The following is a 12,780-nucleotide window of genomic DNA, read 5'->3' on the forward strand; positions in this document are numbered from 1 at the left end:
ACAGGCTACGACGTCACCCAGGTGAACATCGGCACGGTGCGGCTGGCCGGAGCGCCGGTGGCCCGCAAGCCCAACGGGGCCTACATGGACTCCTTCGACGACGTCAACGGCGACGGGCTCATTGATCTGGTGCTGCACTTCGAGACAGCGCAAATGAAGCTGAGCCCGGGGGACACCCAGGTGACCCTGGAAGGCGAGATGACCGACGGGACGCCGTTCAGCGGCACGGACTCGGTGAAGGTCGTTCCCTGATCGCAGAGTGCAGTGGGCCGGCCCGGGGCTCCGCGATGCGGAGCCCCGGGCGTTTTCAGAGGAGCCCGTCCGCCAGGGCGTGCCTGAAGGACAACGCGACCGCCGGGGCCAATCCTTTGGGAGACCCGCGGCGGAATTCCCGACCGCAGAAAGGAGACCCTGATGTCCCGGCTGGAACGTCTGCGCGGCCTGCTGGACCAGCACCAGGTGGACGCGATGCTGGTGGTCAAGGCAGAGCGCCTGGAATCCCCCAACCTGCGCTACCTCGCCGGATTCACCGGCTCCACCGGCGCCGCCCTGATCGCCCGCCGCGAGGCGGTCCTGCTGGTGGACTTCCGCTACGTGGCGCAGGCCCGCGCCGAGGCGCCTGGCTGGGAGGTCGTCCAGGTCCCCCGCCAGGCGTCCGAGGCGCTGGCCGAGGCGGTGCGGTCGCGGGAGATCCGACGCCTGGGCTTTGAGCCCGACGGCCTCACCGTGCGCCAGCGCGACGAGCTGGCCCGGGCGCTGCAGTCGGTGGAGATGGTCCCGGTGGACGGCGTGGACCGGTTGCGCTGGGTGAAAGAGCCCGCGGAGCTGGACCGGATCCGGCGGGCCGTCCAGGTGGCGGACGCCGCCTTCAACCACATCCTGGGCTACCTGCGGCCGGGGATCGCCGAGCGGGACGTGGCCCTCGAGCTGGAGTTCTTCATGCGCCGCCACGGCGCCGAGCGGGAGGCGTTCGGTTCCATTGTGGCCAGCGGCCCCCGATCCGCGCTGCCGCACGGGCGCGCCTCCGAGAAGCTGCTGGCGGCGGGCGAGTTCGTCACTGTGGACTGGGGGGCCGTGGTGGACGGCTACCATTCGGACTGCACCCGCACCGTGGTCCTGGGCCGCGCCACCGAGCGTCAGCGCGAGATCTACGACCTCGTCCTGCGGGCGCAGACGGCCGCCCTGCGGGGGCTGCGGCCGGGGCTCACCGGCAGGGACGCGGACGCCCTGGCCCGTCAGGTCATCGCCGACGCCGGACACGGCGAGCACTTCGGCCACGGCCTGGGCCACGGGGTGGGCCTGGCCATCCACGAAGGTCCGTCCCTCTCCCCCCGCGAGGAGACGGTTCTGGAGGCCGGGATGGTGGTGACGGTGGAGCCGGGCGTGTACCTGCCGGGGTGGGGCGGCGTGCGGATCGAAGATCTGGTGGTCCTGACCCCGGACGGCTGCGAGATCCTCACCCGGGCGCCCAAGGAGCTGATGGAACTATAACGAGGGAAGAGGGAAGAGGGAACAATGGCTTAGGTGCCTCCCTCCTCCCTCTTCCTTCTTCCCTCCTCCCTTTGTTAGAATTCATCCGGCCTCGCGGGGCGGCGTCTGTCGCGGAAGCCCGGCGGACAATCAGCGGTCCGGCAGCGGCCGGCGGGACTCGGCCGCGCCGCTGGCGTGTGCGCGACGACCGCCAGCGCGGGGTCGGCATCACGTCGCGCAGGCCACGGGAGGAGCCATGATTGCCAGCGGAGACTTTCGGCCGGGGGTCGTGATCGAGCTGGACGGCGAGCTGTACGCCGTGGTGGAAGCCCATCACCACAAACGCGCCCAGCGCCAGGCGTTCGTGCGGGCCCGCCTCCGCAACCTGAAGACCGGCGCCGTGCTGGAACGGAACTTCACCAGCGACGAGATGGTCCCCCAGGCTTCCCTGGACCGCAAGGTGATGCAGTTCCTGTACCGGCACGGCGACGAGTACGTGATGATGGACCGGCAGACGTTCGAGCAGCTCAGCCTGCCGGCCCAGCTCCTGGGGGACGCCGTCGGATACCTGAAGGAGAACACCGACGTCACCGTGGTCTTCTACGACGGCCGCCCTATCGCGGTCGAGCTGCCCAACGCCGTGGAGCTGGAGGTGGTGGACACCGCCCCCGGCGTCCGCGGCGACACCGTCTCGGGGGGCACCAAGCCCGCCCGGCTGGAGACCGGCATCACCGTGCAGGTCCCGCTGTTCGTCTCGGTGGGAGACCGCATCCGCGTCGACACCCGGACCGGGGAATACCTGGAGCGGGTGAAATGAGAGAACGAAAATGGGCAAAGGACGACAGGCGCACGCGGCTGCGGCGGGCTCGGCTTGTTCGGGGTGGAGGGCTCTGGTATACTTGGTCCGTGCTGGACCGCCCACCGCGCCTGTCCGCGGGCCTGGTTGCCGCGGGGCAACCGGGGCGGCGTACCACCCGGCGAGCGCTGGGTGGTTGTTTCTTTGTTCAGCGGGCGTGCGGCCGGCGCCCCGGGTCCCTGTGGGTCCCCCTGCCGGCCGGGATGTTCTAGCCATGGCGGGCGTGCGGCGCCGCGTCCGCGAACTGGCGCTGCGGGCTCTGTACGAAGCCGACGTCGGCCGCCAGCCCCTGGCGGCGGTGCTGGAGCGGGTTCTCCCGGACGTCCCCGAGCGGGAGCGGCCGTTTCTGCGTGCCCTCTGTGAGGGAGCCTGGACGGCGCGCCGGCAGCTGGACGCCCTCCTGGCCGAGGTGGCCCCCCAGTGGTCGGTGGACCGGCTGGCCGGCACCGACCGGGCCATTCTGCGCCTGGCCGCCTACGAGCTGCAGCACATGGACACGCCTCCGGCCGTGGTCATCAACGAGGCGGTGGAGCTGGCCAAGGCCTACGGGACCGAGGACTCCGGGAAGTTCGTCAACGGGGTTCTGGCCGCGGTGCTGCGCCGGGTTCGCGAGCGCAGCGGGGTGCGTGATGGATGAGAGGCGACCCGGGGCCGCCACAACCGTTGCGCGCTGCCACCTGTGGGTGTCGGGTGTGGTGCAGGGCGTCGGCTTCCGATTTTTCACCGAGCGGGTGGCCCGTCGCCTGGGGCTGTCGGGTCTGGCCCGCAACCTCCCGGATGGCCGGGTGGAGATCATCGCCGAAGGCCCCCGGGCGGTTCTGGACCAGTTCATCGCCGAGGTGCAGCGGGGCCCGGCCGGCGCCGTGGTGACCCGGGTGCAGGTGGAGTGGGAATCCCCCGCCGGGCTGACGGGGTTCCGGATCCTGTGAGGGGAGGGACCGCTGGGGTGGCGCTGGTGGACACGGAGCTGGCCGCCTACCTGTCCAGCCGCGTCCGCCTGGTGGACGAGGCCCTGGACGCGGTCCTGCCGCCGGCGGACTGTCCTCCGCGCATCCTGCACCGGGCGATGCGGCACGCCGTGCTGGCCGGGGGCAAGCGCCTGCGCCCCCTGCTGGTCCTGGCCAGCGCCGAGGCCTGCGGGCTGGCGCCCGAGGCGGTCCTGCCGGTCGCCTGCGCGGTGGAGTGCATCCATACCTACTCGCTGATCCATGATGACCTCCCGGCCATGGACGACGCCGATACCCGCCGCGGCCGCCCCACCGTCCACGTCGCCTTCGGTGAGGCGATTGCCATCCTGGCCGGCGATGCCCTGCACGCCCTGGCGTTTGCCCTGATCCCCCAGGCCGCCGCGACCTGCGGGGCCGAGCGCGTCCTGGCGGTGGCCGGAGAGATCGCCGCCGCCATCGGCACCGACGGCATGGTGGGCGGGCAGGTGCTGGACCTGCTGGGCGAGGGACGGCGCTTTCCCGGCGGGCCGCCCGACGCGCTGGGCGCCCTGCCCGAGCTGGTCGTGCAGATCCACCGGCGCAAGACCGGCGCGCTGATCCGGGCGTGCGCCCGCGCCGGGGGGCTGCTGGCCGGCGCCGATCCGGCCACCCTGGACGCCCTGACGGTGTACGGGGAGAAGGTGGGTCTGGCGTTTCAAATCATCGACGACATCCTGGACCTCACCGGCGATCCCGAGCAGCTGGGCAAACGCACCCGCCGGGACGTCGGCAAGGCCACCTATCCCGCCGCCTACGGGGTGGCGGAATCGCGGGCGGCCGCGGCCCGGCTGACCCAGGAGGCCGTGGACGCGGCCGGGCGGCTGGGCCCGTCGGGACGGATCCTGGCCGGGCTGGCCCGCGACCTGCTGGAGCGGGACCACTAGGACACCATGCGCGGCGAGAGGTCCGTGGCGGTGCGCGAGGCGCGGGCGGTCCGGCGGAGGGTGCGGCTGGACTCCCTGCTGGTGGAGCGCGGCCTGGCGGAGTCGCGGGCCAAGGCCGCGGCGGCCATCCTGGCCGGGGAGGTCCTGGTGGGCGGCGCCGTGGCGTCCAAGCCGGGCCAGCTGGTGGACGCCGACGCGGATGTGCAGGTGCGGCCGCGGCGGCCGCGCTTTGTCAGCCGGGGAGGGGAGAAACTGCTGGCGGCCCTGGAAGCGTTCGGGCTGGACGTGGCCGGGCGTGTGGCGGTGGACGTGGGCGCCAGCACGGGCGGATTCACCGACTGCCTGCTGCAGCGCGGGGCCGCGCGGGTCTATGCGGTGGACGTGGGCACGGGACAGCTGCACTGGCGGTTGCGCCGCGATCCCCGGGTCGTCAGCCTGGAGCGCCGGGACGTGCGCTCGCTGACCCCGGCCGACGTGGGCGGGCCGGTGGATCTGGCGACGGTGGACGTGTCGTTCATCTCCCTGCGCACCGTGCTGCCGGCGGTGGCGTCGCTGGTGCGCCCCGGAGGCGACATCGTCGCCCTCATCAAGCCGCAATTCGAGGTGGGGCCGCGCCGCACCCGGCGGGGGGTGGTGCGGGACCCGGCCCTGCACGCCGACGCCATCCGTCGCGTGCTGGAGGCAGCCCGGGCCGCGGGACTGGCTCCGCTGGGACTGGCGCCCTCCCCGCTGCGGGGCCCGGAGGGCAACCTGGAGTTCTTCGTGCACCTGCGCCGGGGGGAGGCACCCCCGGCCGACCTGGACGTGGAGGCGGTGGTGGCGCGCGCGCACGCCGAGGCGCGGCCGGCGTAGAGATGACCACCGTCGCGGTCGTCGTGAACGCCACCCGGCTGGCCGAGCAGCCCGAGCTGGTCGGGCCGGTGCGGGCGGCTCTGGAGATCCTGCGCGGCCGCGCGAAGGTGCGGGTGGATCGGGATGGCGCTCAGGCCCTGCACCTGGAGGAGGCGGGCTGGTCGGAGGAAACGCTGGCGTCGGGCGCGCACCTGGTGGTGGCCGTGGGAGGCGACGGCACGATCCTGCGGGCGGCCCGGCTGGCGGCCGCCGCCGACGTGCCGATCCTGGGCGTGAACCTGGGCGGGCTGGGCTTCCTGTCGGAGGTCTCGGTGCAGGAGCTGCCGGCGGTGGCGGCCGACCTGGCGGAGGGCCGCTACAGCCTGGACGAGCGCATGATGCTGCAGGCCGAGGTGGGCGGGCAGGGACGGCTGCTGGCGCTCAACGACGTGGTGGTGTCCCACGGAGGGGTGGCGCGGGTGCTGCGGCTGCGGGTCTGGGTCAACGGCGAGCACCTGGCCAGCTACCCCGCCGACGGCGTGATCGTCGCCACCCCCACCGGCTCCACCGCTTACTCCCTGTCGGCCGGCGGACCGGTGGTGCATCCGCGGGTGGAGGCTCTGCTGATCACCCCCATCTGTCCCCACACCTTCAATGCCCGGGCGGTGGTGGTCCACCGGGACGACGTGGTGGAGGTGGAGGCCGGATCGGCGGCGGCGGTGACCGCCGACGGCCGGGCCACGGTGTCGCTGGAGCCGGGGCAGCGCCTGCGGGTGTGCCGGGCGGAGCAGGTCACCCGGTTCGTGCGCCTGCGCCGACGCAGTTTTTACGGCATTCTCCGTACCAAACTCACCTGGGGGGAACGCTAGTGGCCAAGTACATCTTCGTCACCGGCGGGGTGGCCTCGGCCCTGGGCAAGGGGATCACCTCGGCCAGCATCGGCCGCCTGCTGGTGGCCCGCGGGCTGCGGGTGACCATGTTGAAGTTCGACCCGTACGTCAACGTGGACGCGGGGACCATGAACCCCCACCAGCACGGCGAGGTCTTCGTCACCGACGACGGCGCCGAGACCGACATGGACCTGGGCCACTACGAGCGGTTCATCGACACCAACCTGAGCCGGGACAACAACACCACCACCGGCAAGATCTACGGCGCGGTCATCGCCCGGGAGCGCCGGGGCGAGTACCTGGGCGGCACCGTGCAGGTGATCCCCCACGTCACCAACGAGATCAAGGACGAGATCCGCCGGGTGGCCGCCGCCGCGGGGGCCGACGTGACCATCGTGGAGGTCGGGGGAACGGTGGGCGACATCGAAGGGCTCCCCTTCCTGGAGGCCATCCGCCAGTTCCGCCACGCGGTGGGGGCCGACAACGTCATGTACGTGCACGTCTCCCTGGTGCCCTACCTGCGGGCCGCCGGCGAACTCAAGACCAAGCCCACCCAGCACAGCGTGAAGGAGCTGCGCAGCATCGGGATCCAGCCCGATGTCATCGTCTGCCGCACCGAGCGGCCGCTGTCCCGGGCCATCAAGGAGAAGATCGCCCTGTTCTGCGACGTCTCCCCCGACGCCGTCATCGAGGCGATGGATGCGGCCACCATCTACGAGGTCCCCCTGATCCTGGAACGGGAGGGGCTGGGCGAGCTGATCGTCCGGCGGCTGGGACTGGAGTGCGGTCCGCCGGATCTGGGCGAGTGGCAGGAGATGGTGGACCGCATCCTGCACCCGCAGGCGTCGGTGCGCATCGCCCTCGTCGGCAAGTACATGGGGGTGGAAGATTCCTACGTCAGCATCGTGGAGGCCCTTCGCCACGGGGGCATCGCCTACCGGGCCGAGGTGGTCATCACCAAGGTGGACGCCGAAACCCTGGAGCCCCTGTCCGACGCCGAGGTGGCCGCGCGGCTGGCGGAGTTCGACGGCATCCTGGTGTGCCCGGGGTTCGGGGCCCGGGGGGTGGAGGGCAAGGTCAAGGCCATCCGCTTTGCCCGGGAGCGGAAGGTGCCGTTCCTGGGCATCTGCTACGGCATGCAGTGGGCGGTGGTGGAGTTCGCCCGCCACGTCTGCGGCCTGGAGGGAGCCAACACCACCGAGGTCGACCCGGCCACCCCCCACCCGGTGATCGACCTGCTGCCCGAGCAGAAGGGGGTCACCGAGAAGGGAGGGACCATGCGGCTGGGCCTGTATCCCTGCCGCCTGGCTCCGGGGTCGCTGGCGGCCGCGGCCTACGGCACCGACATGGTCGCCGAGCGGCATCGCCACCGGTACGAGGTCAACAACGCCTACCTGGACATCCTCACCCGCGGGGGCCTGCGGGTGACCGGGGTGTACCCGGAGAAGAACCTGGTGGAGATCATCGAGCTGTCCGACCACCCCTGGTTTGTGGGCACCCAGTTCCACGCCGAGTACCGGTCCCGGCCCACGCGCCCCCACCCGCTGTACCGCGACTTCATCGGCGCGGCCCTCCGCCGGGCCCGGGTGGCGGTGGGGTCCCGGGACGGGGCGGACACCATGACCTGAGGAGGCGAGCCATGGCGCTGGTCACCTACGTCAACGGTGCGTTCGTGCCCAAGGAGGAGGCCCGGGTCTCGGTCTATGACCACGGGTACCTGTATGGCGACGGTGTCTTCGAGGGAATCCGGGCCTACCGGGGGCGCATCTTCCGCCTGGAGGCCCACCTGGACCGCCTGTACGCGTCGGCGCGGTACCTGCAGCTGACGATCCCGCTGTCCCGCCAGGAGATGGCGGAAGCGATCCTCGAAACGGTCCGACGCTGCGGCCTGCAGGACGCCTACATCCGGCCCATCGTCTCCCGGGGCGTCGGCGACCTGGGCCTGGATCCCCGCAAGTGCCCGTCCCCCACGGTGGTCATCATCGTGGACGCGATCCAGCTGTACCCCCCCGAGGCTTACGAGCGGGGCCTGCGGGCCATCACCGCTACCACCCGCAAGGTGCGGTCCGACATGCTGGCGCCCCAGGCCAAGACCCTCAACTACCTCAACAACATCCTGGCCCGCCTGGAGGCCAACCGGGCCGGCGTGGACGAGGCGGTGATGCTCAGCGCCGACGGGTACGTCTGCGAGTGCAGCGCCGACAACATCTTCATCGTGCGGGGCGGGCAGGTGTGGACGCCTCCGGCCTACCTGGGGATCCTGCGCGGCGTCACCCGGGACGCCATCCTGGACCTGGCCCGGGACCAGGGGCTGCCGGTGGCGGAGCGGGTGTTCACCCTGTATGACATCTACACGGCCGACGAGTGCTTCCTGACGGGTACGGGCGCGGAGGTGGGGCCCGTGGTGGAACTGGACGGCCGGCCCATCGCCGACGGACGGCCCGGCCCCATCACCCGGCGGTTGATGGCCGCCTTCCGGGACCTGGTGGCCCGCGAGGGGACTCCCATCTACCCGTCGCCGGCCGAGGCCCGGCCGTAGCACCTCTGGGCGCCGTTCCCGCCGGGCCCGCCCGGCCCGGCGGGGCGGCGTGGTGAAGGGGCGGTCAGACGCGCGATGAACGGCGGCGGGCGCCGCGTGTACGAGGGGCGGGTGGTCTCCGTGCGGGTGGAGGAGGTCCGGCTGCCCGACGGCCGCCGCGCGTCCCGGGAGATCGTGGAGCACCGGGGGGCGGTGGCGGCCGTGCCGCTGGTGGACGGGGACGTGCTGCTGGTCCGCCAGCACCGGCCGGCGGTGGGGCGGGCGCTGCTGGAGATCCCCGCCGGCACCCTGGAGGCCGGCGAATCGCCGGAGGCGTGCCTGCAGCGGGAGCTGGCAGAGGAGATCGGCATGCGCGCCGGGCGCCTGCAGCACCTGGTCTCGTTTTACCCCTCGCCGGGGTTCCTCACGGAGACGGTACACGTCTACCTGGCCACCGACCTGACCCCCCACCGCCTGCCCGGTGAGGAGGAGGACCTGGAGGTGGTCCGGATGCCCCTGGCGGCCGCCCAGGCGCTGGTGCGCTCGGGGGAGATCGTCGACAGCAAGTCCATCATCGGATTGCTGTGGCTGATCCCGGAATGGACCCGACGTCCCTGACGCCCCGCGTGCCGGACGCTTTCCTGCGGGCCGTGGAGGCGTTCTGCGCCCACGCCCTGGCCGAGGCCGGGCTGGCGCCCCGCACCGTGGAAGCGTACCGGCGGGACCTGGAGGAGTTCGCGGCGTTCGCCGCCAGCCGGGGAGCGCCCGCGCCGGGGGCGGTCAGCCGGGCCACGGTGAGCCTGTACCTGGCCACCCTGCGCCGCCGCGGCCTCAGTCCGGCCACGGTGCGGCGGCGGGCCGCCTCGGTGCGGGCGTGGTACCGGTACCTGCTGCGGGAGACCGCGGTGGGCACGGATCCCACGGTCGACCTGGCCCCCCCGCGCCTGCCGCAGAGGCTGCCGCGGGTGCTGACCGTGGAGGAGGTGGAGCGGTTGCTGGCCGCCCCCGATCCATCCACGCCCGAGGGCCTGCGGGACCGGGCGCTGCTGGAGTTGCTGTACGCCAGCGGGTTGCGCGTCTCCGAGGCGGTGGGACTGCAGCTGTCGGACCTGGACCTGGCCCAGGAGGTGGTGCGGACCGTCGGCAAGGGCTCCCGGGAGAGGCTCGTGCCTCTGGGCGCCCACGCGGTCCGGGCCCTGCGGGCCTACCTGGCGCGCGCGCGCCCGGTGCTGGTCCGCCACCGATGGACCCAGGCGGTGTTCGTCAGCCGCCGCGGCCGGCCGTTGACCCGGCAGGCCTGCTGGAAGCTGGTTCGCCGCTACGCCCGGCGGGCCGGCATCACGCGGGCGCTGAGCCCCCACGTGCTCCGCCACTCGTTCGCCACCCACCTGCTGGACCGGGGGGCCGACCTGCGGGCGGTACAGGAGATGCTCGGCCACGCCAGCGTGGCCACCACCCAGGTCTACACTCACCTGACGCGCCAGCGCCTCCGCGAGGTGTACCGCGCCGCGCACCCGCGGGACGGCATGCGGATTCCCCCCTCTCCCCGGGGAGGACGCCGCCGGCAGTCGTGAGGACGTTCGCCCGCGTCGTCGTCATCGTCCTGGACAGCGCCGGGATCGGGGAGCTGCCCGATGCCGGCCGCTACGGGGACGAGGGCAGCAACACCCTTGTGCACACCGCCGAGGCCGCCGGCGGGTTGCGGGTCCCCACCCTGGAGGCCCTGGGCCTGGGACGCATCGCGCCCCTGCGCGGGGTGCGGGCGGTGTCCGACCCCCGCGGCGCGTTCGGCCGCATGGCCGAGCGGTCGGCGGGCAAGGACACCACCACCGGGCACTGGGAGCTGATGGGGGTCATCCTGGAGCGGCCGTTTCCCACCTATCCCCGCGGGTTTCCTCCCGACCTCATCGCTCAGGTGGAGCGGGTCCTGGGCACCCCCGTGCTGGGCAACGAGGTGGCCTCCGGCACCGAGATCATCGCCCGCCTGGGCCCGGAGCACCAGCGCACCGGGTACCCCATCGTGTACACTTCCGCCGACAGCGTGTTCCAGATCGCCGCCCACGAGGACGTCATCCCGGTGGAGCGGCTGTACGAGATGTGCCGGGCGGTGCGGCGGATCCTCACCGGCGAGCACGCGGTCAGCCGTGTGATCGCCCGGCCCTTTGTGGGCCGGCCCGGAGCATATGTCCGCACCGACCGCCGGCGGGACTTTGCCCTGCCTCCGCCGGCCCCCACGGTCCTGGATGCGGCCGTGGCCGCGGGGTATCCGGTGATCGGCGTGGGCAAGATCGCGGACATCTTCGCCGGCCGGGGCATCACCGAAGCGGTGCACACCCACGACGACCTGGACGGGGTGGCCCGCACCGCCGAGGCGGTGCGGCGGATCCCCCGGGGCATCGTCTTCACCAACCTGGTGGACCTGGATTCGCGCTACGGCCACCGCAACGACCCGGGGGGCTACGCCCGGGGACTGGAGGCCATCGATGCCGCCCTGCCCCAGGTCCTGGACACCCTCGGCGCCGACGACCTGGTGATCGTCACCGCCGACCACGGCAACGACCCCACCACGCCCAGCACCGACCACTCCCGGGAGTACGTGCCCCTGCTGGTGGCCGGCCGGCGCGTGCGGGGAGGGGTGGATCTGGGCACGCGGCCGACGTTTGCCGACGTGGGCGCCACCGTGGCGGCGGCCCTGGGGATCCCCTGGGAGGGTCCGGGAGAAAGCATGGTGCCCCTGATTGCCGAATAGACACGGCGGGCGGGAACAGGACGGCCGGTGTCCCGCCCCGCCGGCAGGACGAGGGGGAACGCCGTGGAGTGGAGGGAGCGCATCCGGGCGGCCGCAGACTACATTCGCGCGCGCACGCGGGTGACCCCGCAGGTGGCCATCATCCTGGGGTCGGGGCTGGGGGCGCTGGCCGCCGACATCGACGCCGACGCCGTGCTGCCCTACGCCGACATCCCGGCCTTCCCGCGCTCGACGGTGGAAGGGCACGCCGGAAATCTGATCCTGGGGCACCTGGAGGGCAAGTCCGTGGTGGCCATGCAGGGGCGGGTGCACTACTACGAGGGCTATACCCTGGCCGAGGTGGTCTTCCCGGTGCGGGTCATGCGGGCCCTGGGCGCCGGGGTGCTGGTGGTGAGCAACGCCGCCGGGTGCCTCAACCGCCAGTGGTACCGGGGCGATCTGATGATCATCGCCGACCACATCAACTTCTTCGGCACCAACCCCCTGATCGGCCCCCACGATCCCTCTCTGGGGCCGCGGTTTGTGGACATGTCCGCGGCCTACGACCCCGAGTTCATCGCCCTGGCCGAGCGGGCGGCCCTGGCCGAAGGCATCCCCATCCGCAAGGGCGTGTACGTGGGCGTGCCGGGCCCCAGCTACGAGACGCCCGCCGAGCTGCGGATGCTGCGGGGGTGGGGGGCGGATGCCGTGGGGATGTCCACGGTCCCCGAGGTCATCGCGGCCCGGCATATGGGCATGCGGGTGCTGGGCATCACCGCCCTCACCGACATGGCCACCGGCGAGCAGGTGCAGCCGGTCAGCCACGAAGAGGTCATTGCCGCCGCCCGGGAGATCGAGCCCAAGTTCGTGCGGCTGGTGCGGCGGATCGTGCGGGAGATGCGGGTGTGAAAGACCGGGTCGCGCGGGAACACCCCTCCGGTGACCTGTACGCAGTCGTCACCGCGGACCTGGTCGTGTCCCGGGATCTTCCGGACCGCCGGGAGTGGCAGGGGCGCCTGCGGGACCTTGTGGACCGCCTCAACACCTGGCACCAGTCCGACCTGGCCGCGCCGTTCATGATTACTCTGGGCGACGAGCTCCAGGGCCTCATCCGGGATCCGCGGCGGTTCCCACCCGTGGTGGCGACCGTCCATTCGACGATCCGTCCCGACCGGATCACGGTGGGCGTGGGGATCGGCCCGATCGCCACCGCCCTGGCGGTCCGGGTGACGGAGATGGACGGCCCCGCGTTCGTCCGGGCGCGGGAGGCGGTGGAGTTCGGAAAGGAGGCAGGCCGCGAGGTCGTGGTGGTGTCGGGCACCCCCGCCGCCGACGTGGTCCTCAACGCCTTGTATGCGCTGCTGGGGGGCATTCAGAGGCGCTGGACGGTCAAGCAGTGGGAGCGGGTGAGCCTCTACCGCCAGCACCGGTCCCTGGAGAAGGTCGCCCAGGCCGTGGGCGTCAGCAAGCAGGCCGTCAGTCTGGGTCTGAGGTACACTGTGTGGGATCGGGTCCTGGAGGTCGAGCAGCGGCTTCCGGAGATCGTGGCCTCCTTGCTGGGCCTGCCGGGTCCTGCACAGGCATCCGCCGGCCCGAAGGAGCGGGGATGACACGGCT

Annotated in this window: 15 protein-coding genes; all 15 read left to right on the forward strand. The window is 72.6% G+C overall.

The features are described 5' to 3' along the window. Nucleotides 1-252, forward strand: a 252-nt coding sequence (locus tag RB150_02765) for a hypothetical protein (GenBank protein ID MDQ7819462.1), incomplete at its 5' end; no start/stop codon positions are given. A gap of 162 nt (nucleotides 253-414) precedes the next feature. Further along, nucleotides 415-1,491, forward strand: coding sequence for a Xaa-Pro peptidase family protein (locus tag RB150_02770; protein MDQ7819463.1), 1,077 nt, complete (start codon nucleotides 415-417; stop codon nucleotides 1,489-1,491). 235 nt (nucleotides 1,492-1,726) lie between these two features. Continuing rightward, a complete protein-coding gene (gene efp / locus RB150_02775; protein MDQ7819464.1) occupies nucleotides 1,727-2,287 on the forward strand; it encodes an elongation factor P in 561 nt (186 codons plus the stop codon). A gap of 253 nt (nucleotides 2,288-2,540) precedes the next feature. Then, nucleotides 2,541-2,963, forward strand: coding sequence for a transcription antitermination factor NusB (gene nusB / locus RB150_02780; protein ID MDQ7819465.1), 423 nt, complete (start codon nucleotides 2,541-2,543; stop codon nucleotides 2,961-2,963). Continuing rightward, nucleotides 2,956-3,255 (forward strand): acylphosphatase, encoded by a 300-nt coding sequence (locus RB150_02785; GenBank protein MDQ7819466.1) that lies wholly within the window; start codon nucleotides 2,956-2,958, stop codon nucleotides 3,253-3,255. The genes nusB and RB150_02785 overlap by 8 nt, the downstream gene beginning before the upstream one ends. Nucleotides 3,256-3,272: 17 nt before the next feature. Beyond that, complete coding sequence (locus RB150_02790) at nucleotides 3,273-4,196, forward strand: polyprenyl synthetase family protein (protein ID MDQ7819467.1); 924 nt, start codon at nucleotides 3,273-3,275, stop codon at nucleotides 4,194-4,196. A gap of 6 nt (nucleotides 4,197-4,202) precedes the next feature. Further along, nucleotides 4,203-5,048, forward strand: coding sequence for a TlyA family RNA methyltransferase (locus RB150_02795; protein MDQ7819468.1), 846 nt, complete (start codon nucleotides 4,203-4,205; stop codon nucleotides 5,046-5,048). A gap of 2 nt (nucleotides 5,049-5,050) precedes the next feature. Beyond that, the gene (locus RB150_02800) at nucleotides 5,051-5,896 is read left to right on the forward strand and encodes an NAD(+)/NADH kinase (GenBank protein ID MDQ7819469.1); all 846 of its coding nucleotides are present in this window, start codon (nucleotides 5,051-5,053) and stop codon (nucleotides 5,894-5,896) included. Then, nucleotides 5,896-7,545 (forward strand): CTP synthase, encoded by a 1,650-nt coding sequence (locus tag RB150_02805; protein ID MDQ7819470.1) that lies wholly within the window; start codon nucleotides 5,896-5,898, stop codon nucleotides 7,543-7,545. The genes RB150_02800 and RB150_02805 overlap by 1 nt, the downstream gene beginning before the upstream one ends. An 11-nt stretch (nucleotides 7,546-7,556) precedes the next feature. Then, nucleotides 7,557-8,456: a branched-chain-amino-acid transaminase gene (gene ilvE, locus RB150_02810; GenBank protein MDQ7819471.1), complete on the forward strand. Its 900-nt coding sequence runs from the start codon at nucleotides 7,557-7,559 to the stop codon at nucleotides 8,454-8,456. 75 nt (nucleotides 8,457-8,531) lie between these two features. Next, a complete protein-coding gene (locus RB150_02815) occupies nucleotides 8,532-9,053 on the forward strand; it encodes an NUDIX hydrolase (protein ID MDQ7819472.1) in 522 nt (173 codons plus the stop codon). Between the two features lie 8 nt (nucleotides 9,054-9,061). Next, nucleotides 9,062-10,009: a site-specific tyrosine recombinase XerD gene (gene xerD, locus RB150_02820; GenBank protein MDQ7819473.1), complete on the forward strand. Its 948-nt coding sequence runs from the start codon at nucleotides 9,062-9,064 to the stop codon at nucleotides 10,007-10,009. Further along, nucleotides 10,006-11,184: a phosphopentomutase gene (locus RB150_02825; GenBank protein MDQ7819474.1), complete on the forward strand. Its 1,179-nt coding sequence runs from the start codon at nucleotides 10,006-10,008 to the stop codon at nucleotides 11,182-11,184. The genes xerD and RB150_02825 overlap by 4 nt, the downstream gene beginning before the upstream one ends. Nucleotides 11,185-11,247: 63 nt before the next feature. Next, nucleotides 11,248-12,072: a purine-nucleoside phosphorylase gene (locus RB150_02830; protein MDQ7819475.1), complete on the forward strand. Its 825-nt coding sequence runs from the start codon at nucleotides 11,248-11,250 to the stop codon at nucleotides 12,070-12,072. Beyond that, entirely contained in the window at nucleotides 12,069-12,773 is a 705-nt protein-coding gene (locus RB150_02835; GenBank protein ID MDQ7819476.1) for a SatD family protein, read from the forward strand. The genes RB150_02830 and RB150_02835 overlap by 4 nt, the downstream gene beginning before the upstream one ends. Nucleotides 12,774-12,780: the final 7 nt, after the last annotated feature.

The sequence above is a fragment of the Armatimonadota bacterium genome (assembly GCA_031081675.1).
Taxonomy (GTDB): domain Bacteria; phylum Sysuimicrobiota; class Sysuimicrobiia; order Sysuimicrobiales; family Kaftiobacteriaceae; genus Calidihabitans; species Calidihabitans tengchongensis.